This window comes from Microvirga sp. HS2, assembly GCF_055792805.1.
In genome coordinates, this window is sequence record NZ_JBVVAJ010000012.1 from 19,224 (window position 1) to 42,048 (window position 22,825).

Annotated in this window: 27 protein-coding genes; 8 read left to right on the plus strand and 19 right to left on the minus strand. The window is 62.8% G+C overall.

The annotated features are described in order from the left end of the window. Positions 1-140 precede the first annotated feature (140 nt). The 5 genes from ACS5Q0_RS12625 to ACS5Q0_RS12645 all read right to left on the minus strand — a co-directional run bounded on the left by ACS5Q0_RS12625 (position 141) and on the right by ACS5Q0_RS12645 (position 3,172). Positions 141-359, minus strand: a complete 219-nt coding sequence (locus ACS5Q0_RS12625; RefSeq protein ID WP_473126989.1) for a hypothetical protein — start codon at positions 357-359, stop codon at positions 141-143. Positions 360-461: 102 nt separating this feature from the next. Next, on the minus strand, positions 462-1,214 hold the full coding sequence (locus ACS5Q0_RS12630; RefSeq protein ID WP_473126990.1) for a helix-turn-helix domain-containing protein: 753 nt from the start codon (positions 1,212-1,214) through the stop codon (positions 462-464). 150 nt (positions 1,215-1,364) lie between these two features. Continuing rightward, on the minus strand, positions 1,365-2,048 hold the full coding sequence (locus ACS5Q0_RS12635; RefSeq protein WP_473126991.1) for a CBS domain-containing protein: 684 nt from the start codon (positions 2,046-2,048) through the stop codon (positions 1,365-1,367). A 44-nt stretch (positions 2,049-2,092) separates the two neighbouring features. Continuing rightward, positions 2,093-2,542 carry a host attachment protein gene (locus ACS5Q0_RS12640; protein ID WP_473126992.1) on the minus strand — a complete coding sequence of 150 codons (450 nt, stop codon included), beginning with the start codon at positions 2,540-2,542 and terminating at the stop codon, positions 2,093-2,095. A 171-nt stretch (positions 2,543-2,713) separates the two neighbouring features. Then, a complete protein-coding gene (locus tag ACS5Q0_RS12645; RefSeq protein WP_473126993.1) occupies positions 2,714-3,172 on the minus strand; it encodes a YbhB/YbcL family Raf kinase inhibitor-like protein in 459 nt (152 codons plus the stop codon). 259 nt (positions 3,173-3,431) lie between these two features. Between ACS5Q0_RS12645 and ACS5Q0_RS12650 the strand changes: the two genes are divergently transcribed. Further along, positions 3,432-5,492 carry an NAD(+) synthase gene (locus tag ACS5Q0_RS12650; RefSeq protein WP_473126994.1) on the plus strand — a complete coding sequence of 687 codons (2,061 nt, stop codon included), beginning with the start codon at positions 3,432-3,434 and terminating at the stop codon, positions 5,490-5,492. 196 nt (positions 5,493-5,688) lie between these two features. On the opposite strand, the gene ACS5Q0_RS12655 is transcribed toward ACS5Q0_RS12650, so the two are convergent. The 4 genes from ACS5Q0_RS12655 to ACS5Q0_RS12670 all read right to left on the minus strand — a co-directional run bounded on the left by ACS5Q0_RS12655 (position 5,689) and on the right by ACS5Q0_RS12670 (position 7,905). Next, on the minus strand, positions 5,689-6,600 hold the full coding sequence (locus tag ACS5Q0_RS12655; protein WP_473126995.1) for an MBL fold metallo-hydrolase: 912 nt from the start codon (positions 6,598-6,600) through the stop codon (positions 5,689-5,691). Positions 6,601-6,669: 69 nt separating this feature from the next. Beyond that, positions 6,670-7,128, minus strand: coding sequence for a DUF6691 family protein (locus tag ACS5Q0_RS12660; protein ID WP_473126996.1), 459 nt, complete (start codon positions 7,126-7,128; stop codon positions 6,670-6,672). Between the two features lie 3 nt (positions 7,129-7,131). Continuing rightward, a complete protein-coding gene (locus ACS5Q0_RS12665) occupies positions 7,132-7,557 on the minus strand; it encodes a YeeE/YedE family protein (protein WP_473126997.1) in 426 nt (141 codons plus the stop codon). Positions 7,558-7,569: 12 nt separating this feature from the next. Further along, positions 7,570-7,905, minus strand: coding sequence for an ArsR/SmtB family transcription factor (locus ACS5Q0_RS12670; RefSeq protein WP_473126998.1), 336 nt, complete (start codon positions 7,903-7,905; stop codon positions 7,570-7,572). 139 nt (positions 7,906-8,044) lie between these two features. Here ACS5Q0_RS12670 and ACS5Q0_RS12675 point away from each other — a divergent pair, with 139 nt between their 5' ends. The 6 genes from ACS5Q0_RS12675 to ACS5Q0_RS12700 all read left to right on the plus strand — a co-directional run bounded on the left by ACS5Q0_RS12675 (position 8,045) and on the right by ACS5Q0_RS12700 (position 11,439). Further along, entirely contained in the window at positions 8,045-8,503 is a 459-nt protein-coding gene (locus tag ACS5Q0_RS12675) for a hypothetical protein (protein ID WP_473126999.1), read from the plus strand. Between the two features lie 27 nt (positions 8,504-8,530). After that, positions 8,531-9,088, plus strand: coding sequence for a DUF2243 domain-containing protein (locus ACS5Q0_RS12680; RefSeq protein ID WP_473127000.1), 558 nt, complete (start codon positions 8,531-8,533; stop codon positions 9,086-9,088). A gap of 110 nt (positions 9,089-9,198) precedes the next feature. Continuing rightward, complete coding sequence (locus tag ACS5Q0_RS12685; protein ID WP_473127001.1) at positions 9,199-9,444, plus strand: type II toxin-antitoxin system CcdA family antitoxin; 246 nt, start codon at positions 9,199-9,201, stop codon at positions 9,442-9,444. Then, positions 9,444-9,743, plus strand: coding sequence for a CcdB family protein (locus tag ACS5Q0_RS12690; protein ID WP_473127002.1), 300 nt, complete (start codon positions 9,444-9,446; stop codon positions 9,741-9,743). The genes ACS5Q0_RS12685 and ACS5Q0_RS12690 overlap by 1 nt, the downstream gene beginning before the upstream one ends. A gap of 462 nt (positions 9,744-10,205) precedes the next feature. Next, entirely contained in the window at positions 10,206-10,472 is a 267-nt protein-coding gene (locus ACS5Q0_RS12695) for a hypothetical protein (protein WP_473127003.1), read from the plus strand. Positions 10,473-10,659: 187 nt separating this feature from the next. After that, positions 10,660-11,439 (plus strand): Crp/Fnr family transcriptional regulator, encoded by a 780-nt coding sequence (locus ACS5Q0_RS12700; RefSeq protein ID WP_473127004.1) that lies wholly within the window; start codon positions 10,660-10,662, stop codon positions 11,437-11,439. Between the two features lie 125 nt (positions 11,440-11,564). Here ACS5Q0_RS12700 and ACS5Q0_RS12705 read toward each other — a convergent pair whose 3' ends face one another. The 10 genes from ACS5Q0_RS12705 to ACS5Q0_RS12750 all read right to left on the minus strand — a co-directional run bounded on the left by ACS5Q0_RS12705 (position 11,565) and on the right by ACS5Q0_RS12750 (position 21,656). Next, positions 11,565-12,539, minus strand: a complete 975-nt coding sequence (locus ACS5Q0_RS12705; protein WP_473127005.1) for a branched-chain amino acid ABC transporter permease — start codon at positions 12,537-12,539, stop codon at positions 11,565-11,567. A gap of 1 nt (position 12,540) precedes the next feature. Then, positions 12,541-13,428, minus strand: a complete 888-nt coding sequence (locus tag ACS5Q0_RS12710) for a branched-chain amino acid ABC transporter permease (RefSeq protein ID WP_473127006.1) — start codon at positions 13,426-13,428, stop codon at positions 12,541-12,543. Between the two features lie 12 nt (positions 13,429-13,440). Continuing rightward, positions 13,441-14,172: an ABC transporter ATP-binding protein gene (locus ACS5Q0_RS12715; protein ID WP_473127007.1), complete on the minus strand. Its 732-nt coding sequence runs from the start codon at positions 14,170-14,172 to the stop codon at positions 13,441-13,443. Continuing rightward, positions 14,165-14,923: an ABC transporter ATP-binding protein gene (locus ACS5Q0_RS12720; RefSeq protein WP_473127008.1), complete on the minus strand. Its 759-nt coding sequence runs from the start codon at positions 14,921-14,923 to the stop codon at positions 14,165-14,167. The genes ACS5Q0_RS12715 and ACS5Q0_RS12720 overlap by 8 nt, the downstream gene beginning before the upstream one ends. Positions 14,924-15,013: 90 nt before the next feature. After that, entirely contained in the window at positions 15,014-16,210 is a 1,197-nt protein-coding gene (locus tag ACS5Q0_RS12725) for an ABC transporter substrate-binding protein (RefSeq protein WP_473127009.1), read from the minus strand. 243 nt (positions 16,211-16,453) lie between these two features. Then, on the minus strand, positions 16,454-17,233 hold the full coding sequence (locus ACS5Q0_RS12730; RefSeq protein ID WP_473127010.1) for an SDR family oxidoreductase: 780 nt from the start codon (positions 17,231-17,233) through the stop codon (positions 16,454-16,456). An 84-nt stretch (positions 17,234-17,317) separates the two neighbouring features. Next, on the minus strand, positions 17,318-18,103 hold the full coding sequence (locus ACS5Q0_RS12735) for an enoyl-CoA hydratase-related protein (protein WP_473127011.1): 786 nt from the start codon (positions 18,101-18,103) through the stop codon (positions 17,318-17,320). Continuing rightward, positions 18,103-19,305, minus strand: coding sequence for a 3-oxoadipyl-CoA thiolase (pcaF, locus tag ACS5Q0_RS12740; protein ID WP_473127012.1), 1,203 nt, complete (start codon positions 19,303-19,305; stop codon positions 18,103-18,105). Before pcaF ends, ACS5Q0_RS12735 begins: the two co-directional genes overlap by 1 nt. Before the next feature lie 12 nt (positions 19,306-19,317). Beyond that, positions 19,318-20,127, minus strand: a complete 810-nt coding sequence (locus ACS5Q0_RS12745) for an enoyl-CoA hydratase/isomerase family protein (RefSeq protein WP_473127013.1) — start codon at positions 20,125-20,127, stop codon at positions 19,318-19,320. Next, complete coding sequence (locus ACS5Q0_RS12750) at positions 20,124-21,656, minus strand: class I adenylate-forming enzyme family protein (protein ID WP_473127014.1); 1,533 nt, start codon at positions 21,654-21,656, stop codon at positions 20,124-20,126. The genes ACS5Q0_RS12745 and ACS5Q0_RS12750 overlap by 4 nt, the downstream gene beginning before the upstream one ends. 139 nt (positions 21,657-21,795) lie before the next feature. Between ACS5Q0_RS12750 and ACS5Q0_RS12755 the strand changes: the two genes are divergently transcribed. Beyond that, complete coding sequence (locus ACS5Q0_RS12755; RefSeq protein WP_473127015.1) at positions 21,796-22,551, plus strand: IclR family transcriptional regulator; 756 nt, start codon at positions 21,796-21,798, stop codon at positions 22,549-22,551. The last annotated feature ends 274 nt before the right edge of the window (positions 22,552-22,825 follow it).

Consider the following 22,825-nt stretch of genomic DNA (forward strand, 5'->3'; position numbering starts at 1 on the left):
GGCATTCCTTCCTTCGTTCAGCTTATCGCCAAGGGAGATGATCATCGACCGCCCATCGTTACCGGGTTCACTCTTAGATCATGCCTAGCGGGCGCTCTTCGGGATCAGCCGCTCATTACCTCCTTAGGGATTATCTGAGCTCAGTCGTATCCGTATCCCGGCATCCAGATTGAGACAGCAATTCCAACGATGAGGGGCAGGCTGCGGCCTACTTCTCTGCCCGGCGAGATGAGGGTAGCGGCTGCTACCAGCAGATTGGCTTCGGATGCAACACGGCCGTGGGTGAGTTGCCTTATGGAGTTCACGGACTCAAGGCTTCTTTGATTGTCATTACAGATCTGTCCCTTGAAAATCATCATGTCGGACCTTTCCGTAAGAAGAAACAATCGCGGACCAGATCCTCATCCAGGCGCGATCTTGTCTCCGCAATCCCTACACGCGAGGCTTCAAAGAGGTCGCAATCAATTAGGGAGCTTGGCCAAGGCCGCCTCATCCGCAACGTCACGGAAGGCATCTATCGAACCGGCCATGTCGCGCATTTCGTCAATTCGACGCAGGATGATTTTATGACGCCCCTGCAATGTAATTGTGCCATTTCGCTTGAGCTTCGACATGGCCCGACAGACCGTTTCGATGGTCAACCCCAGATAATCGGCAATATCGAGCCGAGTCATCGGCAGTTCGATGAGCGCCGATCTCTCCAGCTCGACATTCGTTCGGAGCGCCACCGAAATGAGGAAATCTTTCACTCTTTCCTCGGCGCCAAGTTGGCCAAGTACGATAATGTGCCGTTGAGCGGCTTTCATCTCATCGAGCATTTCTGACATCAGGAGGCTCTGCACTCCGACCACCCGCTCCTCCGCCAGGGCATGAAGGCGATTGCGGCTGATCCGGCGAAGTCGCACAGGGGTAACAGCCTCGGCTGTATAAGCGTATGTGCTCGGGCAGGAGATGCCGAACGTTTCGCCTGCAAAGCGAAATCCTATAACTGCCCTTCGGCCGTCGGCAAAAACGCGATAGAGACGTAGGCAACCCTCGACAAGCTGAAACAGGTGGGAGGCAGGGTCTCCCTCCCAGAATGCTGCCGCGCCGGCACAGAGTTTTTCAGCGGGTTGGGAAGCGAACAATCTTTCCAGCGTCATCGGATCAGATGTGGAGCTTCTTGCTGGAAAGGAGAATCTGCTTGTCGGCACCGGAGACGGCAAGGCGTGCATGGGAAGCTCCACTGACTGTGTTGCCTCATGCAGGTAAGCAGGTCGCCGTTACATCTGTATCGTCCTTCAGTAAGCAAGTGCACATTTTTGTGACCGTTTGTGACCGATGCGACAATATTCCTTCGCATCTGCCGGTATGGTCCACCACATTCAGTCGCTCGGTCTCGGCATCTTGTACATCCTGTCCCTGACATCCCTGATCCCAGGAGTTGTTTCGGCTGCCACCCGAAGGGCCGCGTGTTGCTCTTCCGAATGAACAGGCCCCCAGAGTTCGGCAATGCCGTCTTTCACGAGAACTGAAAGCAGCCAGGGCATGCCACCCGGCACGGCTTTGACGTGTTCAGTGACCTGTTCTCGCAGGGCTACATCATCCTGAACGACAGGCAAATGCACGGGTGCAGATGCCAGCGCCCTGATCAGATTCGCCCGGCTGACGATCCCGACCACCCTGTCATTGCGCACGATCGGGACGCGCTTGATTCCATACCGTTCCAGAAGTGCTGCGATCTCAGCAAGCGGCGTATCTTCGCGAGCCGTAACGACCTCTCGGGTCATGACGTCCGCAACTTTGAGGGCATGTGTTTTGGTGAAATCGCGGGCAAGCTGATCGCGTGAGCTCAACAGCTCGATCCACCATGACCTGTTCCCCTGCGTTCCAATTTCCGCACGACGGATCAGGTCACCTTCGCTGATCACGCCGACGAGAGCGTCTTTTTCGTCGACGACAGGCAACCCGCTTACACCATGGTCGAGCATAATCTGCGCGGCATCCCGGACCGTTGCATCCGGCCGGGCCGTCACGACTGCTCGGACCATCACATCTGAAGCGTTCATTCAGGCACCTTTGCGTATATGTCTCGACAGCCAGAACGGCCTTGTCAGCCCTGGGTCAAGTGCCGCTCGATCTCATAAATCGGGATCTTGGTCAGGTCCTTGTCGACCTCGGCAGCGACAAGGCGATGAACCGAGGCCGGCAGCGCGTCTCTCAGTTGGGCGAGAGTTCTCGGGGGAGCAACGATAATAACCGACTGAACGTTGCCTCGACTGCATACGTTCTCGAGGGCGGAGGCCAGGTCTTTTGCAAAGTCGATCTCCGCGCGGTCATGCAGATCTGTTTGTTCGATTGCGCTCCTCCGCCCGCCAAATATGGCACGCGGAGGCTTTCCCGATCCCTGAAGATGGGTTGGGGGATTGGCCGGGGCATCCATCTGCCGCTCAAGTTGCAGGTTGGGATAAACGTCGTCCCCATCGTTCCTGAGCAGAAGTCCTTTTCGCCCATCTCCGACCAGAACGTAGCTATTGTGCGGTATGCGGATCTTCTGTTTCACGGGCTTTCCCTCCTCCCTGCTTGCGCTGACGACGTCTTCAACTTCTTATCGTGGAGCCCCTGTCCGACTTTGACGAAAGTCATGTCTCATGCTCGCTCCCTCCGATGGCACAGGAACATGCCGACGCGCGACGCTTCCCGGAACAGCATCGAAGACCCCGCTCCTCGACGCTCACCGCGCGTACAGACCAGTAAGGCGCGCTTCTGCGAGCGCGCATCTCCGCGCCTCTTTTTCCACATCGCGGCAGGTGGCTCGATCCGGTAGTGAAAGATGCTCCTCCGGAAGGGCGAACAGGGAAAACGTATACCGGTGGGATCCATGTCCATGCGGCGGACATGGTCCGCCGTAGCCGACACGGTGGAAGTCGTTGACGGCCTGTCTAAACCGGCGGTCGGCTGCCTGTTTGCCGGCCCCGGCGGCAAGAGATGTCTGGTCGGCAGGAATGTCGTAGGCCGCCCAATGATGCCAAGTTCCCGCTGGCGCATCGGGGTCGATACATAACAGGGCAAAGCTCCGCGTCTCCTGCGGAGCATCGCTCCAGTCAAGCGGCGGGGAGAGATCCTCACCATCGCATGTGAAGAGGCGTGGGATCGAGTTACCTACCTCGAAAGCGCTTGATCGCAGCTGCATCGCTATCTCCAGACATGCAAGCCCTCATTGCTGAGACGTCTCCAGGATCCCATGAGAGCCTGAATGGACCTTGACAGATGTCAACGGCCAGCGCCGATTGTGCGTTGGGAGTGGCTCCGCCGCTTGGTCTGCCGATGGCCGTATTCTTTCTGAAGCTCGGCCGGAACCGATGAAACTCGCAGCCTGGATCTAGACTATTCCCGGTCCGTCGACGTTAAGTTATCGATCTGAAATCGCATACCATTGGACCGGGTGCAGAATGATCCCGTTTTTTTCGCCTTACCGCCACGATTTCGTTCGTATCGCAGCCTGCGTGCCGCAGATTGATGTGGCGAACCCGCGTTTCAATGTTCAGAGGACCCTCGAACTCCTTCGCCAAGGGGATCGGGAGCGCATTGCCCTCATGGTCTTCCCTGAACTTGGCCTTTCCGCCTATGCGATCGATGATCTGCTGCATCAGGACGCCTTGCTGAACGCCGTTGAACAGGAAATCACCAACCTCGTGGAACAGAGCTCCGGACTCTTCCCGAGCTTTGTGGTCGGAGCCCCGCTCCGTTGGCAAAATCGCCTCTACAATGCTGCCGTTGTCATCCATGCCGGGCGTATTCTCGGCGTCGTTCCCAAAGCCTATCTGCCGAATTACAGGGAGTTCTACGAGCGCCGCTACTTTGCACCTGGAGCGACGATCCGTGAGCAGGAGATCGACATTGCGGGGCACCGCGTTCCGTTCGGGGTCGATCTCCTGTTCCGCTCGAAGGGCACTTGCGCCTTCACCTTCCATGTGGAGGTTTGTGAGGACATGTGGGTGCCCCACCCACCCAGCACTGCCGCCGCTCTTGCCGGAGCGGAGATTCTGTTGAACCTGTCCGCGAGCAACATCACCATCGGCAAGGCTGAGGATCGCCGGCTCCTGTGCGGATCGCAGTCGATGCGCTGCATCGCCGCCTACGCCTACTCGGCGGCAGGTCCTGGTGAATCGACCACGGATCTCGCATGGGATGGCCACGGGGGGATCTTCGAGGATGGCTTGCGCCTGTCCGAAACGGAGCGTTTTCCGTCAGGCTCCACGATGGCGGTCGCGGACGTGGATGTGGGACGCCTCCGGCAGGAGCGGATGCGTCGCGGAACCTTCGGCGATTGCGGACGCGTCCTGGACATCGCCCCAGATGACTTCCGGACAATACGGCTCACGCTGAATGCCCCGGAAGAAAATCTCCCGCTCCGCCGCCCCATCGAACGGTTTCCCTATGTTCCGTCCGACCCGTCGAAGCTCGCGGAGAACTGCTACGAGGCTTACAACATTCAGGTCCAAGGCCTCGCGAAACGCCTGCAGGCCACGCGTACTGAGAAAGTCGTGATTGGCGTTTCCGGCGGCCTCGACTCCACGCAGGCGCTTCTCGTCTGCTGCCGCGCCATGGACAAGTTGGCGCTGCCACGCACGAATATCCTCGCCTATACGCTTCCCGGCTTCGCAACCAGCGAAGGCACGAAGGGCAATGCCTGGGCACTCATGCGGGCACTCGGCGTCCGGCCGGCTGAGATCGACATTCGCCCGGCCGCTCGCCAGATGCTCAAGGATATGGGGCACCCCTTCGCTGAAGGGCAGCCGGTTTATGATGTGACATTCGAGAATGTGCAGGCCGGCCTGAGAACCGACTACCTGTTCCGCCTCGCCAATCACAACCGGGCCATCGTCGTCGGCACGGGCGATCTCTCCGAGTTGGGGCTCGGATGGTGCACCTATGGCGTTGGCGATCAGATGTCGCATTACAATGTCAACGCATCGGTGTCGAAGACCCTGATTCAGCATCTGATCCGCTTCGTCGCGGCTTCCGGCGATGTCGATCAGGCAACGGCCGCTATTCTTCATGCGATCCTGGCAACCGAGATATCGCCGGAACTCGTTCCGCAGGATGCCGCAGGGCAGATCCAATCGACGGAAGCCATCGTCGGGCCTTACGCCCTCCAGGATTTCAACCTCTTTTATCTCACGCGCTACGGCTTCCTCCCGTCGAAGATCGCGTACCTGTCATGGCATGCCTGGAAAGACGCGACGAGCGGCACCTGGCCGCCGAACATTCCGGCAAGCGCGCACCGATCCTACGAACTCGGCGAGATCAAGCGATGGCTGCGCGTGTTCCTTTCCCGGTTCTTTACCAGCCAGTTCAAGCGTACCGCCATGCCGAACGGCCCTAAGATCTCCTCCGGCGGGTCGCTATCCCCGCGGGGCGACTGGCGTGCACCGTCGGATGCGGGGCCGCAGGTCTGGCTGGAGGAGTTGGAGAACAACGTTCCTGATACGGATACGTCCTCGGCGTGATGTCAGGCGGGCCTCTCTGCCGGCCAGACCGATTTTTCGGCGAAGTGGATCCGGCTCACCGTTAGAAACTGCAGCCGGGACAAAGACAGAGAGCTGTTTCCAGCCACGTGGAAACAGCTCTCTGTCTCGCGCCCTTCGCCGGCGATAACGGAAGGGGTTACGCTGGATTGCAAGGCAACCTTCCGTCCTTCCCGGATCACTCGCCCCAGGGGGCGCCTTCGAGGGCATTGAGAGGGATCTTGAGATAGCGCTTGCCGTTGCTCTCGGGCTCCGGCAGACGCCCGCCGCGGATGTTCACCTGAAGCGCCTGCAGGATCAGCTTTGGCATGGGCAATTCGCGGTCTCGCGCCTCGCGCACGGCAACGAACTCTTCTTCCGTCCTGGCCTTCACGAGGTGCTTGTTCTCGCACCGCTGCTGGGCAACCGTGCTCTCCCATTGCGCCTCGCGCCCACCCGGCTGGTAGTCGTGCCCGGTGAACAGGCGCGTCTCGTCCGGCAGGGCCATGATGCGCCGGATGCTCTGCCAAAGCGCCTTGGCGGAGCCGCCGGGAAAATCGGCCCGCGCCGTGCCGCTGTCCGGCATGAAGATCGTATCGTGAATGAAGACAGCGTCGCCGACGACATATGCAATGGACGCGAGCGTGTGGCCGGGAGTGAACATTACTTCGACATCCAGATTGCCGATCTTGAAGCGCTCACCATCGGCAAAGAGCCGGTCCCATTGCGAACCGTCGGTTGGGAAGCTGTCCGGCCAGTTGTAAAGGCCCTTCCAGAGCTTCTGAACCTCCACCACCTTTTCGCCGATGGCGGTGGGAACCCCGGTCTTGTCCTTGAGATAGCCGGCGGCTGAGAAGTGGTCGGCATGCGGGTGCGTGTCGAGGATCCACTCCAAGCGATATCCTTCGCGCTCGATATAGGCGAGGAGTTCGTCTGCCGACACCGTCGCTGTTGCGCCGGAATTCGGATCAAAGTCGAGCACCGGGTCGATGATGGCGCAGCTCCTCGTTTCGGGGTCGGCCACGACATATTGGATGCTGCCGGTGCGCTTCTCATAGAAGCCTTTCACGATGGGGCGGCCATGCAAAGGTGTCGAAGTCGGGGTCGGCATACGGACTGCTCCTCTTGGTGATGGACAGCGGGTCTGATCAGAAAGGAAACGGTCGGTTTCCCCTCTGGCTTACCCGTCAACTCCGGCGGGCTCCCGCCGGAAGGTGACCTGCGGCCAATCGGCAGGCACGAGGCGGAAGATGGCCATGCCGACGATCATCGCGGCCACGAAGGCGAAGATCTCGGTTGGACCGAAGGTCAGGCCGACGAGGGCGGGGCCGGGGCACAGGCCAACAAGGCCCCAGCCGATGCCGAACAGGGCGGCCCCGCCAATCAGGCGAGGATCCAGGTCGCGCCGGTTCGGGATCTCCAAGCGCGGAGCCAGCACAGGCACACCGCGACGTTTGGCGACGAGATAGCCCAGCGCGGAGACCACGACCGCGCCGCCCATGACGAGAGCCAAGCTCGGGTCCCAGTTACCGAAGATGTCGAGGAAGCCCAGCACCTTGGCCGGGTTGACCATCTGCGAGACGATCAGCCCGAGACCGAACAATAGGCCGGACGCGAAGGCGGAAACAATCAAGGGCATGGCTTACATTCCAATGACGTGACGGGTCAGGAAGACGGTGGCGATGGCGGTGGCCATAAAGACACCTGTGGCAACGAGAGAGCGCGGCGAGCCACGGCCGATGCCGCAGACGCCGTGGCCGCTGGTGCAGCCCGCACCCAGGCGCGTGCCGAATCCGACGAGCAGACCGGACACGATCAGCAAAGGCAGCGAGGCGTCCAGGGTAACTGTCGGCAGGGCTCCGCCGAAAACCACATAGGCGAGCGGGGCGATGAACATTCCGCTTAGGAAGGCCAGGCGCCAGCCGAATTCGTTTCGAGCCGGCTGGAGCAGGCCGCCGAGAATACCGCTGATGCCAGCGATGCGCCCGTTGAGCACGAGAAACAGGGCGGCGGATGCGCCGATCAGAAGGCCGCCGATGAGGGCGGACACAGGGGTGAAGTTGTCCATGACAGATACCTGTTAAGCGGATTTCTTGATCTTTGCCTGTTTGCAGAACAGGCCGTAAAGCGTCGCAAACAGTTGCTCGATGCGCGGATCGGCGATGCGATACCAGATCGTCTGGCTCTCGCGCCGGGTGGCAACGATGCCTTCGTCGCGCATCTTGGCCAGATGCTGAGACAGGGCCGACTGCGAGAGACCGACGGCTTCCGCCAGCGAGGTCACATTGCCTTCGCCCCACTCCACCAGCTTGCACAGGATCATCAGCCGCCGCTCGTTGGCAAGCGCCCGCAGAATGTCCGCGACCTCGGTCGCTTGCCCCTCGAATGTCTCAAGGTCGAGTTCGATCTTGGGCATACTTTTACCTCACTCAATAAGTTTAGTCTAATTTAGTATCTTCTTATAAATATGCAAGGGGCTTGCCTCGGCTCCCGCCTATCCTGTGGAACCGACCCGCCAACGCTTCGTTGCTCCTGTTGTTGCAGGAAGCTGAGCCATGGTTGCAAACACCGTCGAGCGCGTCTCAAGGCATACGGGCGAAGTCATCAACCGGCAGATCATGCAAGAGATCGCAGACAGTGCGCGCTGGCATGCGGCCCATCCCGAAGGAATCGGCCGCCGGCTGCGAGAGCTCGATCGGGAGTGGGATATCGAACGGACGCTGGAAGCGAACGCTTCAACTCTCGCCTTCACGGGAGTGATGCTCGGAGCGGCAGTCGACAAGCGTTGGCTCGCCCTCCCCGCGCTTGTGACCGCGTTTCTGTTCCAGCATGCGGTGCAGGGCTGGTGCCCGCCCCTGCCGATTCTGCGGCGGCTTGGCTTTCGCACGGCCCGGGAGATCGACACCGAGCGCTATGCTCTGAAGGCGCTGCGGGGCGATTTCGGACCCATCGGTCCGGACCCTCATGACCATGACAGCCGTGCCAGCCATGCCCTTCAGGCGGCACGGCTCTGAGCCGACTCGTTCATCCTGGAGGCTGCCATGGACGGGAACAGGCGAAACAATATCGGCTTCCCGATCTCGGCCGGGATCCTCTTGGGCCTCGGGCTCGGCGGGTTTTTCGACGGCATCGTGCTGCACCAGATCCTCCAGTGGCACCACATGCTCACCAGCGCCGGCTACCCGCCCGACAGCGTGGAGAACCTGCGGGTGAATACGCTGTGGGACGGCCTCTTCCACGCCAGCACCTACATTTTCACGGCGATCGGTCTTTGGGTCCTGTGGCGCTATTCCCGAACCAACCACATCCGATGGTCGGGCAAGCTCCTGACGGGGACACTCCTGATGGGGTTCGGCCTCTTCAACCTGGTGGAGGGCACCATCGACCACCAGATTCTCGGCATCCACCACGTCAATGAGACGGTGCCGCGGGAGCAATGGATCTATTGGGACATCGGCTTTCTGGTCTGGGGCGCGGTGATGCTGGTCGGCGGCTGGCTCCTTCTGCGGGCCGGCCGACAGGAAACGGCGCCGAGGCGCGATGGGACAAGGGCGAGCGCCATAGAGCCCGCCGGTGCGCCATTCCGCGGCGGACCGTGACGATAGGGAACATTTTCAGCTTCGAAGGCCTCGCCGGCTGAGCATAAACCGGCTTTACGCGCGTCATATATGCGCATACCTTATGCATATTCAGCTCTGGAGTGAACGCGATGCCCAAGCCAGCCGGGGAAACGAGAGTTCGACGCCCGACAAACGTCACGCTTCCTGTCGAGCTCGTGGCCGAAGCGAAGGCCCTTCAGGTCAATATCTCCCAAGCCTGCGAAAGCGGGTTGGCCAATTCCGTTACGGAAGCACGACGGACCCGCTGGCTGGAGGAGAACAAGGAGGCGATCGACGCGCACAATGCGATGATCGAGCGCGACGGCCTGATCCTGGACGAGTTCCGATCGTTCTGATGGCCCAGTTCGATGTCTATGCCGGAGTCGGCCGCAGCAGGAGCTATGTGGTGGAGCTGCAATCGGACCTGCTGGACCGGCTGGCCGTCCGGATCGTCGCGCCTCTGGTGCCTTGCGAGGATGCCGCGGTCATCGCCGGACTGACGCCGGTGGTCCGGTTCAGGGAGGGCGACCACCTTCTGTTGACTTATCAGCTGGCCACGATTCCGGCCCGTGAGCTGCAGCGCCGCGTGGGCTCCCTCGCCGCGGATCAGGACGCGATCAAACGGGCGCTCGATATCCTGTTCCTCGGCTTCTGATTACCGCGGCGCAGTGTCGTCGGGATAAAATCCCAAGGGTCGACGCGCTTCGAGGAATGGTTTCCGGAGCCTGCCGGGCCGTTTCTCATCAGCTTGACTTTCGGGTCCCGGTGGCCGAGCTTGCGGCGCCATGCTCAAGATCAATGCCCTTTCAGCCATGCGCGCGGGCCGTCTGAAGACGGGATTCTGAGCCCCGGACAATTCGTTGATCCGGGGATTGATGGCGCATGCGCCCATCCGCCGACGCGACCGGGCGGGGACCGAGAGCAGCCGTTTCGCTCCTGAAGCATGATCCTCTCACATCAGATCACGAAGACCGCCTGCTCGTATGAGCGGCGGACGTGACGATGAGGATCGTTCGGCCCAGGGCGCTCACGACACGGACGATTGCACAAATCCTGTCATGCCTTCCGGGAGAATCCGCTCGCTCGAGCCGAAGCCATGGAACTCAGGAGAAACCACATGAATATCGATCAAGCCATTCGCGCCCGTTGGAAGGAGCAGGCCCGGTCCTGCCGTTACGGGGACTTCAACAGCATCGCCATTCTCGCAGCCGAGGTGGCCGACAGCTCCCACTCGACTCTTCGCATGCGAACCGCCGCTCACAGAACGCGCGCCGACGCCGATACCGCGCGAACGCCCCACGCCACCGAGGCCCAGAGACGGGGCGCGATGGACAGCTTCATCTCCCTGAAGGGAGAGCTCGGAGCCTTCTGGGATCTCATCTAGCGCATCGTGCGGACCCAGCGGGCCGCGCAGCGACCCGAAGGGCCACGTCAGTGAAAAGTGGACCCGGTTTTCCGCGTCCCACGATGCGCTCATCCAGGAAGGGAGCATCGGATTGATCCCAAAAGTGCAGGTCCACTTTTGGGTCCGATGCTCTAGACGCAACCCGACGAACTGCGGTGGAACGGCTTTGACCTCCTTCATATCCTCGTCCACGCGGGAACCCGGCGCTCCCTATGCGCGCACCGGCGATGCCCGCGCATCGGCCCCGATTCCGGGCCTGCCGACCCTGGAACGATCGCTCAGGTTCTTTGCCGCGGAGCACCGGCTCTGCATGAAGCCCACCAAGCTGGCGATGAACCAGGCGCTGTTCTCCTCGGGTGATACATGCCACTCGCTCTATCTTCTCGCATCCGGGCTGGTGCGCGTGTTTCAAACGCTGGCCGACGGCCGGCGGCACATCACCGACTTTGCCAGGCCGGGCGATCTTCTGCCCATGCTCGACGAAAGCATTTATTGGCAGAATGCGGAGGCCGTCGTGCCGTCCGAGGTCTATGCGGTGTCGCGTCAGCACTTCCGCGACCTCGTCGAGCGGCATCCGAGCCTCGCGGGCCAATGGAACGAAATGACCCGGGCGTCCCTTCATGCGGCGAGCCAGCGGCAGGTGCTGCTCGGATGCCTGTCGGCCCTGGAAAGGGTCGCGTCGTTCCTGATCATGTCGGCTCGGCACTCGGCCGTTCAGGGCGGTTCGGGAAACCGAGTCGAGCTGCTCATGAGCCGCTATGACATCGCGGACTATCTCGGCCTGACCGTCGAAACCGTCAGCCGCTCGCTGACGCGACTGAAACAGCGCGGGCATATCCGGCTGGTGACGCCCCAGGAAATCGAAATCGTGGATAGGGCCGGCCTCGTGCAGATGGCCGGGCTGCCCGGAATCGTCGGGCCGACCCATCGGCAGCATTTGTCGTGAAGCGGTCCTGAACACAGCGCCGCAGCGCCGGTCCCTGCATCGGGTGTCCGGCACGCGGGGCCGGCGCGTATCAGTCGCCGCCGGCCCCGCGCCCCTACGCCTGTCGGAAGGGCGCTGCCCGCTCGCTACAGGGGACGCCGCAGCCGCGATGCGATGAACCCGACGATTCCCTCGCGGAAGAGCAGCACGCAGAGCACGAAGACGGCGCCCTGAATCACGGTGACCCAATCGCCGAAGGAGGCGAGGTAGTTCTGCAGAAGAACGACGAGCGCCGCGCCGACGATGGGACCGAAGAACGTGTACATTCCGCCGATCAGGGTCATGAGAACGACCTCTCCGGACATGGTCCAGTGGACGTCCGTCAAGGTCGCGAGCTGGAACACGATCGCCTTGGTTCCGCCGGCGACGCCTGCCAGCCCGGCCGATATCACGAAGGCCATGAGCTTGTACTGATTGACGCGATATCCCAGCGAGACGGCACGCGCCTCGTTGTCCCGGATCGCCTTCAGGACCTGGCCGAACGGCGAATGGATGATGCGGTAGAGCGCGAACAGGCAAGCCAGGAAGACGGCGACGACGAACCAGTACAGCGTCCTGTCGTCGGACAGAGGGACGAGCCCGAACAACGCTCCCCGCGGCACCTTCTGGATGCCGTCCTCACCCCCCGTGAAGGGCGCCTGAAGCGCGAAGAAATAGACCATCTGGGCGAAGGCCAGCGTGACCATCGCGAAATAGATGCCCTGGCGCCTGATCGCAAGCGCGCCGAACACGCAGCCCAGAAGGACGGCGACCCCGGCCCCGCACAGAATCGCCAGTTCCGGCGACAGCCCCCAGACCTTCGCCGCATGGGCCGCCACGTAGCTCGACATGCCGAAATACGCCGCATGTCCGAACGAGAGGAGACCGACATAGCCCAGCAGCAGATTGAGCGAGCAGGCGAACAGCGCGAAGCAGAGGATCTTGATCACCAGGATCGGGTAAAGCAGGGACGGCGCGACGAGAAGCAGCGCGCCCAGCCCGAGCATGACGGCGAGATGGTAGCGCGGCATGCCCAGCTTCTGCATCGAGGCCGCGACGGGCGCATGGCTGTGAGTCGACATGTTAGGAGCTTCTCCCGAAAAGGCCCGCGGGCTTTGCCATCAGAACGATGGCCATGATCACGAAGATGACGGTCGCCGATGCTTCCGGCCAGAACACCTTGGTCAGGCCTTCGACGAGCCCCAGCGAGAAGCCCGTGACGATCGATCCGAGGATCGAGCCCATGCCGCCGATGACGACCACGGCGAAGACGACGATGATGAGATCGGAGCCCATCGTCGGATTGACCGAGTAGATCGGAGCCGCGAGCACCCCGGCGAAACCGGCGAGCGCGACGCCGAAGCCGTAAGTCATGGTGACCAGCAGCGAGACGTTGATGCCGAAGGATTCCGTCAGCGCGGGATTCTCGGTCGCGGCGCGAAGATAAGAGCCGAGGCGGGTCTTCTCGATGACGAACCAGGTCGACAGGCAGACGATGAGCGACGTGACGATCACGAAGGCCCGCGAGTTCGGCAGGAACATGAACCCGAGATTGTGCCCGCCGGTCAGAAGAGGCGGCAAGGTATAGGGCATGCCGGTCGCGCCGTAGAAGTTGCGGAAGAGACCGGTGATCATCAGCGCGAGGCCGAAGGTCAGGATCATCCCGTAGAGATGATCGAGATCGTAGAGCCAGCGCAGCAGAAAGCGCTCGATGAGAACGCCGAACGCGCCCACCAGAACGGGCGAGAGAACAAGCGCCCACCAATAGCCGATGCCCAGGTAGTTGAGCAGCATCCAGGCGCCGAACGCGCCCATCATGTAGAGCGCGCCATGGGCGAAATTGACGATGTTCAGGAGTCCGAAGATGACCGCCAGCCCGAGGCTCAGCATGGCGTAGAATGCGCCGTTGATGAGCCCCAGCAGCAGTTGGCTGAAGAAGACCTGAGGAGGGATGCCAAGCAGTTCGAACATGATTTCCCCCTTCTACACGCCGAGATAACGGCTGAGTTTCTCGGCGCTCGCCCCGAGATCGGCATTGGTCATCATGTCGACCACGCGTCCGTGCTCCATGACGTAGTGGCGGTCGGCGACGGTCGAGGCGAAATGGAAGTTCTGCTCCACGAGCACGATGGTGTAGCCCCGCTCCTTCAACTGCCTGATCGTCCGGCCGATCTGCTGCACGATGACCGGGGCCAGCCCTTCCGTCGGCTCGTCGAGGAGGAGCAGCTTGGCTCCGGTCCTGAGGATGCGCCCGATCGCGAGCATCTGCTGCTCGCCGCCGGAAAGCTTCGTGCCCTGGCTCTTGAGGCGCTCGCGAAGGTTGGGAAACATGTCGAAGATTTCCTCGACGGAGAGTCCCCCCTCCCGCACGACGGGCGGGAGCCGCAGGTTCTCCTCGACATTGAGGCTCGAATAGATTCCCCGATCCTCGGGGCAGAAGGCGATTCCGCTTTTCGCAATGGCGCGCGCACTCAGCCCGATCATCTCCTGGCCGGAATGGCGAATGGATCCTTTGCGCCGGCGCATGATCCCGATGATGGATTTGAGGGTCGTGCTCTTGCCCGCGCCGTTGCGCCCGAGGAGCGTCACGACCTCACCGGCCGGGACGTCGAACGTCACGCCGTGGAGAACGTGGCTTTCGCCATACCAGGCCTCGAGCCCCCGAACGGCAAGCAGCGGATTGGATGCGGAGGATTCGGCGGAAACCTTATGCATGAGGCACCCCGATATAGGCTTCGATGACGCGAGGATCCTTGGACACGGTGGCGTAATCGCCCTCGGCGAGGACCTTCCCCCGTGTCAGGACGGTGATCCGGTCGGAGAGCGACGCCACGACCGAAAGATTGTGCTCCACCATCAGGATCGTCCGGTTCTGCGATATCTTCCGGATGAGCGCGGAGACGCGCTCGACGTCTTCCTGGGTCATGCCCGCCATGGGCTCGTCCAGCAGAAGCATCTCGGGATCGAGAGCGAGCGTCGTCGCGATTTCGAGGGCGCGCTTGCGCCCGTAGGACAATTCGCGGGCCGGAACGAGGGCGAAATCATCGAGGCCGACCGCCGAGATCAACGCCCAGGCTTCGTCGTGAAGGGAGGCGAGCACACGTTCTGAGCGCCAGAAGTCGAACGAATCTCCCCGGATCCTGCGCTGAAGCGCGATCCGGATGTTTTCGAGCGCCGTCATGTGGCCGAACACCGCCGAGATCTGGAACGACCTGACGAGGCCGAGCCGGGCGACGTTGGCCGGCGACATTCCGGTGATGTCACGGCCGTTATAGACAATGCGTCCGCTCGTCGGGCTCAGCACCTTGGTCAGGAGGTTGAAGCAGGTCGTCTTCCCGGCTCCGTTGGGGCCGATCAAGGCATGAATCGTGCCGCGCCGGACGGCGAGCTTGACCCCGTCCACGGCGACAAAGCCCTTGAACTCCTTGGTGAGCTCCGATGCGCTCAGAATGATATCGTCCGCCATGGCTCCACAGACATTGTTCGATGGCGCGCACCCGAAGGTACGCGCCAGTTTCATGTTGGAAGGGATCGAAGTCCGTCTTGAAGCGTGCCGTTATTTGACCAGCGGGCAATCGCTCTCGGACAGAGGACGGAAGGCTTCGTCGCCGGGGACCGTGCGCAGGATCTTGTAGTAGTCCCACGGCGCCTTGGACTCGGCCGGCGCCTTCACCTGCGCCAGATACATGTCGTGGACCATGCGGCCATCGGCGCGGATCTTGCCGTTCTTGGCGAAGAAATCGTTGACGGGCGTTTCCTTCATCCGGGCGACCACCTTCTCGGCGGAATCGCTCCCCGAGGCTTCGATGGACTTCAGGTAGTGCATGATGGCCGAATAGACGCCGGCCTGAGACATCGTCGGCATGGCGCCATGGCGCTTGAAGAAGCGCTGCGCCCATTCACGGGTTTCGTCGTTGCGGTCCCAATAGAAGCCGGTCGTCAGATAGAGACCCTGCGCCGTCTGGAGACCGATCGAGTGAACGTCGGTCAGGAAGATCGCGAGGCCCGCGATCTTGGCTGTTTGCGTGAGGCCGAACTCCTGCGCCTGCTTCAGCGAGTTGATGGTGTCGCTGCCGCCGTTCGCCAGCGCGATCACGTCGGCCTTCGTGCTCGGAATCCGCATCAGGAACGAGGAGAAGTCGGAGGTGTTGAGCGGATGCTGCACCGCCCCGACGACCTTTCCGCCCGTCGCCTCGACGACGCGCGACACGTCGGCCTTCATCGTGTGGCCGAACGCGTAGTCGGCCGTCAGGAAGTACCAGGACTTGCCGCCCTCCTGCACGATGGCCTTCGCGGTGCTCACGGCCGCGGAATAGGTGTCCCAGGTCCAGTGAATGCCGTTCGGCGAGCAGGCCTTGTTGGTCAGGTCCGCCGTTCCGGCACCGGACACGATCAGGACTCGGTTCTTCTCGCGCGCCAGCTCCTGAACGGCCAGCACCACGGACGAGTTCGGCACGTCGATGATCATGTCGACGCCTTCGGCATCGAACCAGCGGCGGGCGATCTGGGTGCCCACGTCGGCCTTGTTCTGGTGATCGGCGCTGACGAGCTCGACCTTCTTGCCGCCGATCTTGGTGCCGAAATCCTCGACCGCCATCTCCGCGGCGACGACCGAGCCCTTGCCGGCGAGAGACGAGAACACGCCGGTCTGGTCGGTCAGCACGCCGATTTTCACGGTGCCGTCCGAGACCTGCGCCGAAGCCGCCGTGATGGAACAGGCAGCGCCGATGATTCCGAGACAGAGTTTTTTCATGAGAGTCCTCCCGAGTGTTTTTATGAAGGTGATGGCGTTCTTTACGCCTTATTGCTTTGCCCGGAGCTTGCCAGAAAACCGCTACCGTTGAGCAAAAAAGTATTCCGCTATGCGGAAGGATACGGCCGTTTCCGGGCAGGGCAGCCTCAAAGCTACCCTGTGCCGTGCAACGGATGTCGCCGGCAAGTCGGGACGACGCGCTCGCTTCCTCGCCGCCGTCCTGCTTCCCGTCGAAATCCTCGATCAGAGGAGGCCGCGGATGAGGCCTCCATCGACCGCGATGTTCTGCGCCGTGATGTAATCCGCATGCCGCGAGCACAGGAAGGCGCACAGGGGACCGAAATCCTCCGCCGTGCCGAGGCGCGCCGCCGGAACGGATGCGGCCATGCGCGCCGATGCTTCCTGTTCCGTGATCGCATCCCGCGCCGCGCGGGCCCGGATGACGCGATCGAGCGCGCCGGTGGCCATGAGGCCGGGCAGGATGTTGTTGACCGTGATGCCCTTGCCGGCGACTTCCCGCGCCAGGGTCGCCATCGCACCCGTCAATCCGGCGCGGACGCCATTGGCGAGAGCCATGTTCGGATAGGGCTCCTTCACGGCGAAAGACGTGATGTTCACGATCCGGCCGTAGCGGGCCTCGATCATGCCCGGCAGAAGAATCTGCGCCGCCTGGATCGCCGACAGCATGTTGACCTCCAGCGCCTTGCGCCAGGTCTCGATGGCGTGATCCGTGAACTCTCCGGTCGGAGGACCGCCCGCGTTCGTGACGAGGATGTGAATTGGTCCGAGCTGGCTTTGGGCCTCCTCGATGAGGCGCGCGGGCTGATCCGGCTCGGCGAGATCGCCCTGCACGAAGATCGCGCCGTTCCCGAGAAGAGCGACGGCCTGAGCGCCCTCGTCGGCATTGCGCCCGTTGACCGCGACCCGAACGCCCGCGGCGCTCAGTTCACGGGCGCAGGCGAGGCCCAGCCCCTTCGTCCCGCCCAGCACCAGCGCGGTTTCGCCACTTATCCTGAGATCCATCGTCCGCCCTTTCCCGAATCGTCTGCTGTTCTAGCTTTTTCAAACGATCGTTGCCCCACCCGTTTTGAAGGAGGGGCAACCCAATCACGCCCCCGTATAGTTGGGAGACCGTTTTTCCAGAAACGCCCGCATGCCTTCGTTCTTGTCGCTGGTCGCGAACAGAACCTGAAGAGCCTTGCGCTCCAGTGCGAGCGCCGCGCCGAGCGATGCGTCCTGACCGTAGAGGATGACCTCCTTGATCTGCGCGAGAGCGATCGGCGGGAGCTTGGCCATCTGCTCGGCCATCGCCATCGCGGTGTCGAACACGGCCTCGTCCGCGACGAGCTTGCTGACGAGCCCCATGGCGAACGCCTCTTCGGCGTCGATGATCTCGCCGGTCAGGCACAGGCGCATCGCCTTGAACTTGCCGATCGCCCGCGTCAGGCGCTGCGTCCCGCCCGCGCCCGGCATGATGCCGACGCGCACTTCGGGCTGACCGAGCTTCGCGCTGCGTCCGGCAACGATGATGTCCGCGTGCATCGCGAGTTCGAGTCCGCCGCCGAGCGCGAATCCGTTCACCGCCGCGATCACCGGCTGCGGGCAGCGGCCGATCGCTTCCCAGAGGCGTTCGTTGTGGCGCAGATACATGTCCACGGCGCTGATCTCCGCCATGTCCTGAATATCCGCGCCGGCAGCGAAGCTGGTTTCATCGCCGGTGAGGACCACGCAACGCAGCGCGGTATCCTCGACGAAGCTCTCGAAGATCTCCGCCAGCCTGCGGCGCACCGGCATGTTGAGGGCGTTGCGCACCTTCGGCCGGTTGATGCGCACCACCGCGATGGCGTCGCTCCTGCGATCGAGAATGACTTCCGGATGCTCTGACTTGTCCATCACGCCTTCTCCAACACGAGGGCGATCCCCTGCCCCACGCCGATGCACATGCTGCACAGGGCCCGCTTCGCGTCCCGTTCCTGCAATTCCAACGCCGCCGTCAGCGCGAGGCGCGCGCCGGACATGCCGAGCGGATGCCCCAGGGCGATGGCGCCGCCGTTGGGATTCACATGCTCGGCGTCGTCCGGCAGCCCGAGCTGGCGCAGGCATGCGAGCGCCTGAGCCGCGAAAGCCTCGTTGAGCTCGATCACGTCCATGTCCGCGATCGTCAGACCCAGGCGGGACATCAGCTTCCGGCTGGCGGGAACGGGGCCGATGCCCATGATCCGCGGCTCCACGCCGGCCGTCGCGAGGCCCGCGACGCGCGCCAGCGGCGTCAGGCCGTATCGGGCCACCGCCTCGCCCGAGGCGACGATGAGCGCCGCGGCGCCGTCGTTGACGCCCGAGGCATTGCCCGCCGTGACGCTGCCGCCCTTCCGGAACGGCGTCGACAGCTGGGCGAGCTTCTCCACGGTGGTCTCGCGGGGATGCTCGTCACGCTCCACCCTGATCGGATCGCCCTTGCGCTGAGGAATGGTCACGGCCACGATCTCGCGGCCGAGGCGGCCCGATTGCTGCGCGCGGGCGGCGCGCTGCTGGCTGCGCACGGCGAAAGCGTCCTGATCCTGCCGGGAGACCTGGAACTGCTCGGCGACGTTCTCCGCCGTCTCCGGCATGGAATCGATGCCGAACCGCTCCTTCAGGACCGGATTGACGAAACGCCATCCGATCGTCGTGTCGAAGATCTCCGCCGAGCGGGAGAAAGCGGTGTCCGCCTTGCCCATGACGAAGGGCGCCCGCGTCATCGATTCGACGCCACCCGCGATGAAGACATCGCCTTCGCCGGCGCGGATCGCCCGCGCCGCCTGGCCGACCGCGTCGAGGCCGGAGCCGCAGAGGCGGTTGATGGTCGTTCCCGGCACCGTGTCGGGCAGGCCCGACAGCAGCACCGCCATGCGCGCGACGTTGCGGTTGTCCTCGCCGGCCTGGTTGGCGCAGCCCATGATGACATCGTCGATGGCCTCAGCAGGCAGCTGGGGCGCACGCGCCATCAGCTCGCGCAGGACGAGGCCCGCCATGTCGTCGGGCCGAACGGAGGCGAGCGCACCGCCGTAACGCCCGATCGGAGTGCGCACGCCCGCGCAGATATATGCTTCCGCCATGGGGCGATCTCCTTAGAGGGGGCAGTCTTTGGTGAAGTTCGGACGGCGCTTCTCCCGCAGGGAGGCCAGCCCTTCCTGAACGTCCGGGCCCTTGAAGCCCATGAACTCGAGCGCGAGGGACGTGTCGAAGGTCGGCCCGGCCATGCGCAGCCAGTTGTTCAGCGCGTACTTGGTCCAGCGGATGGCGGTCGGGGATCCCGCGGCGAGCTTCTTGGCCACCGCGAGCGCCTTGTCGTGAAGCTCCGCGTCGTCGACGCAGAGCGACACCAGGCCGATGCGTTCCGCTTCCTCGCCGCTCACCGGCTCGCAGAGGAGGAGATAATATTTCGACTTGGCGAGGCCGCACAGGAGCGGCCACACGATGGCCGCGTGATCGCCCGCGGCGACGCCGAGGCGCGTGTGCCCGTCGATGATGCGCGCCGAGCGCGCGGCGATCGACACGTCCGCCAGGAGGCCTGCGACGAGGCCCGCACCGACGGCCGGGCCCTGCATGGCGGACACGATCGGCTTGGAGCAGTTCACGAGATTGTAGACCAGATCCCGCGCTTCCTTCCACACCCGCGTGAGGGTGTTGAAGTCTTCCGTCATCTCCTTCACGAGATCGAGATCCCCGCCCGAGGAGAAGGCCTCGCCCGCGCCGCGGATGATGACCGCCGAGACGTTCGGATCGGAATCGATGTCCCGCCAGATCCGAACCAGCTCGCCGTGCATGATCTCGTCGGCTGAATTGAGACGGCCCGGATTCTCCATCGTGATCCGCAGGATGCGCTCTTCCGGCCAATCGAACTTCAACCGGCGATAGCTGTCATAGGGGCCGCTCATATCTTTTTCTCCCGATCTTTCCAGTAGGGCTCTCGCAGGATGTTCTTCTGAATCTTGCCGATCGGAGTCTTGGGGAACTCCGCCACGAACTTCACGACGCGGGGCCGCTTGAAGCGGGCGAGGCGCTCGGCGCAATGGGTCACGAGGTCGTCCTCGCTCACCTGCATGCCGGCCTTGATCTGGACATAGGCCGCCGGCACTTCGCCCCATTTGTCGTCGGGAATGCCGAAGACCGCGCATTCGGACACCGACTCATGCTCGTAAAGCACGTTCTCGATTTCCTTGGGGTAAACGTTCTCGCCCCCGGAAATGATCATGTCCTTCGACCGGTCGACGAGCGTGACGAAGCCTTCCTCGTCCACCGTGGCGAGATCGCCCGTCCAGCCCCAGCCGTTCCGGAAGAAATTCGCGGTCTGTTCGGGCTCCTTGTAATATTCGAGCATCACGTTCTCGCCGCGCGAGACGAGCTCGCCGATCTCTCCTGCCTTCACCGGATGCCCGTTGCGGTCCACGACCGCGACATCCACGTTGTAGGCTTGGCGTCCGACGGTGCCGAGCTTGGCGGGCAGGTACCAATGGCGGAGCACCGTCAGCACGCCGACTTCGGACTGGCCGTAAATCTGGGTCAGCCTCACGTTCGGCAGCTTTTCCAGCATCTCCCGCTGCACCCAATCAGGCATCGGCGCGCCGGCGAAGGAGAGTTTCGTCCATGTCGCGTAGTTGGCCGCGTCGAAATTCGGATCGCTGACGACCATGCTGGCCTGGGTCGGCACCATGAAGGCCGCCGTCATGCCGGTCTCCCGCGCCATGGCGGCGAAATCGGAAACGTTCCACTTGGACAGGAAGGTGGAGGTCGCCCCGGCGAGGACCGCAGGCTGGAACATGATGTTGAGCGCGGCGACATGGAAGAGCGGCGTCACGATGCCGACCACGTCGCGCTCGTCGATCGCTTCCTCGACCATGACCGTGTGAGCCGTGATCATGCGGTTGCGGTGGCTGGTGAGAACCCCCTTCGGGCGGCCGGTCGTGCCGCCCGTATAGGTCATGCTGAAGGGGTCGTCCTCGTGAATCTCGACGGAGGGATACGTATCGGAGCCGCGCGCGAGGACATCCTCGAACGCCACCGCCCCGTCGACCGCGCCGCCGACGCAGATATATGTCCCGATCTTGGGCAGGTTGTCCCGGACCGCCATGACCTTCTCGGCGAAGACGTGTTCGAAGATCAGGATTTCGACATCCGCCTTGTCGAGCACGTATTGCAGCTCTTCTGGAGCATAGAGAACGGAGACATTGACCAGGACGCCGCCGGAACGCGCTGCGCCGAAAAAGGTGATACCGTACTCGGTCCGGTTGCGGCTGATGATGCCGACCTTGCTTCCCTTCTCCAGCCCCAGATCGATCAAAGCATTCGCGAGACGATTGGCGGCGAGATTGAGATCCCGGTAACTCAGCGACGTGCCCTGCCAGAGGATGGCGGGCTTCGTCGGAAAACGCTCGGCCGAGCGACGCAACATGTCACCAGTCAGCATCCATTTCCTCCCCAATTCTTGCGTTCGACAACGTCCGCTTCTGTCACGGCGGGCGCGTGGACTTTCTCCGAGAGCGGTGTTATTCGCAATGTGTATTTGCGAAAAGCCTTTCCGCACAGCGGAATTATGAGAGGGCCGCATGGAACGTGAGGACCGACAATTCGTCGACGCTTTTGCCCGGGGGCTGGCTATTCTCGAAGCCCTGTCCCGTGTGCAGCGTCCGTTGAGCAACGGAGAGCTCTCGCGGGCGACCGGTCTTCCGCCCTCCACCGTCAGTCGGCTCACGCATACGGCGATGGAACTGGGTTATCTCCGGTTCAGCCAGTCGAAGCGCGCCTACGAGCTGACTCCGAAAAACCTGACGCTCGGCTATCCCGTGCTCGCGGGAATGACGATGCTCGACCGCGCGAAGCCTCTCCTGAAGCAGCTTTCCGAAAAGACCGGCGAGACGGTGGGGCTCACGATCCGCGACGGGCTTCACGTGACCTTTGTCGAAGTGGTCCAGGGCTCCGAGCTCGTCGCCGTGCGCCTCGCGACAGGCGGACGGCTGCCCATTGCCGTGTCGGCGGCGGGGATCGCCATGCTCGCGGCGATGCCGGAGCGGGATCGCCGTCTCATCGCCACCCGCGTCTCGTCCCATCTCGCCAAACGCGGCGGCAATGTCGAGGCCTTCAAGGCCCAACTGGCGGAAGCCTGCCAGCTCGGCATCTCCTTCGTTCGCGACGCCTGGCGGCGCGGCATCGGCGGCATCGCCATCGGCTTCGAGGATAACGGCGAGATGGGAGCCATCACCATCCCGATCGCCACCGGCAGCGTGAGCGAAGCAGACATGCGCGGCCGCCTCGCCGATGCGCTGAAAGACACCGTTGGATCCCTGTGGGGGCCGAGGGGCTAGAGCAGTTTTTGCGGCGACGTGGACCCGGTCCGCCGCAAAGAATGCGGCATGACAAAGAGAAAAGGTAATTTCACGGAAGGGGAAGCAGCTCGAGCATCCAGACTCAATCGTGTTGATGGAACGGCCGTCGTGTCGGCTTTGCAACATGTTTGGCGGCAGGCTAGTGTTTGGAATGGTTGGCACACGGCATACACCCCTGGCGTTTCAGACGGCTGCTGAGCTCGGTGCCTGGCTTGCGACGCATCATCAGACGGCAACGGAATTCTGGGTCAGG

Excerpts from the sequence above, each read along its gene's own strand:
- ACS5Q0_RS12625 (WP_473126989.1), bottom strand. The coding sequence starts at position 359 with ATGATGATTTTCAAGGGACAGATCTGTAATGACAATCAAAGAAGCCTT.
- ACS5Q0_RS12630 (WP_473126990.1), bottom strand. The coding sequence starts at position 1,214 with ATGCACGCCTTGCCGTCTCCGGTGCCGACAAGCAGATTCTCCTTTCCA.
- ACS5Q0_RS12635 (WP_473126991.1), bottom strand. The coding sequence starts at position 2,048 with ATGAACGCTTCAGATGTGATGGTCCGAGCAGTCGTGACGGCCCGGCCG.
- ACS5Q0_RS12645 (WP_473126993.1), bottom strand. The coding sequence starts at position 3,172 with ATGCAGCTGCGATCAAGCGCTTTCGAGGTAGGTAACTCGATCCCACGC.
- ACS5Q0_RS12650 (WP_473126994.1), top strand. The coding sequence starts at position 3,432 with ATGATCCCGTTTTTTTCGCCTTACCGCCACGATTTCGTTCGTATCGCA.
- ACS5Q0_RS12655 (WP_473126995.1), bottom strand. The coding sequence starts at position 6,600 with ATGCCGACCCCGACTTCGACACCTTTGCATGGCCGCCCCATCGTGAAA.
- ACS5Q0_RS12660 (WP_473126996.1), bottom strand. The coding sequence starts at position 7,128 with ATGCCCTTGATTGTTTCCGCCTTCGCGTCCGGCCTATTGTTCGGTCTC.
- ACS5Q0_RS12665 (WP_473126997.1), bottom strand. The coding sequence starts at position 7,557 with ATGGACAACTTCACCCCTGTGTCCGCCCTCATCGGCGGCCTTCTGATC.
- ACS5Q0_RS12670 (WP_473126998.1), bottom strand. The coding sequence starts at position 7,905 with ATGCCCAAGATCGAACTCGACCTTGAGACATTCGAGGGGCAAGCGACC.
- ACS5Q0_RS12675 (WP_473126999.1), top strand. The coding sequence starts at position 8,045 with ATGGTTGCAAACACCGTCGAGCGCGTCTCAAGGCATACGGGCGAAGTC.
- ACS5Q0_RS12680 (WP_473127000.1), top strand. The coding sequence starts at position 8,531 with ATGGACGGGAACAGGCGAAACAATATCGGCTTCCCGATCTCGGCCGGG.
- ACS5Q0_RS12685 (WP_473127001.1), top strand. The coding sequence starts at position 9,199 with ATGCCCAAGCCAGCCGGGGAAACGAGAGTTCGACGCCCGACAAACGTC.
- ACS5Q0_RS12690 (WP_473127002.1), top strand. The coding sequence starts at position 9,444 with ATGGCCCAGTTCGATGTCTATGCCGGAGTCGGCCGCAGCAGGAGCTAT.
- ACS5Q0_RS12695 (WP_473127003.1), top strand. The coding sequence starts at position 10,206 with ATGAATATCGATCAAGCCATTCGCGCCCGTTGGAAGGAGCAGGCCCGG.
- ACS5Q0_RS12705 (WP_473127005.1), bottom strand. The coding sequence starts at position 12,539 with ATGTCGACTCACAGCCATGCGCCCGTCGCGGCCTCGATGCAGAAGCTG.
- ACS5Q0_RS12710 (WP_473127006.1), bottom strand. The coding sequence starts at position 13,428 with ATGTTCGAACTGCTTGGCATCCCTCCTCAGGTCTTCTTCAGCCAACTG.
- ACS5Q0_RS12715 (WP_473127007.1), bottom strand. The coding sequence starts at position 14,172 with ATGCATAAGGTTTCCGCCGAATCCTCCGCATCCAATCCGCTGCTTGCC.
- ACS5Q0_RS12720 (WP_473127008.1), bottom strand. The coding sequence starts at position 14,923 with ATGGCGGACGATATCATTCTGAGCGCATCGGAGCTCACCAAGGAGTTC.
- ACS5Q0_RS12725 (WP_473127009.1), bottom strand. The coding sequence starts at position 16,210 with ATGAAAAAACTCTGTCTCGGAATCATCGGCGCTGCCTGTTCCATCACG.
- ACS5Q0_RS12730 (WP_473127010.1), bottom strand. The coding sequence starts at position 17,233 with ATGGATCTCAGGATAAGTGGCGAAACCGCGCTGGTGCTGGGCGGGACG.
- ACS5Q0_RS12735 (WP_473127011.1), bottom strand. The coding sequence starts at position 18,103 with ATGGACAAGTCAGAGCATCCGGAAGTCATTCTCGATCGCAGGAGCGAC.
- pcaF (WP_473127012.1), bottom strand. The coding sequence starts at position 19,305 with ATGGCGGAAGCATATATCTGCGCGGGCGTGCGCACTCCGATCGGGCGT.
- ACS5Q0_RS12745 (WP_473127013.1), bottom strand. The coding sequence starts at position 20,127 with ATGAGCGGCCCCTATGACAGCTATCGCCGGTTGAAGTTCGATTGGCCG.
- ACS5Q0_RS12750 (WP_473127014.1), bottom strand. The coding sequence starts at position 21,656 with ATGCTGACTGGTGACATGTTGCGTCGCTCGGCCGAGCGTTTTCCGACG.
- ACS5Q0_RS12755 (WP_473127015.1), top strand. The coding sequence starts at position 21,796 with ATGGAACGTGAGGACCGACAATTCGTCGACGCTTTTGCCCGGGGGCTG.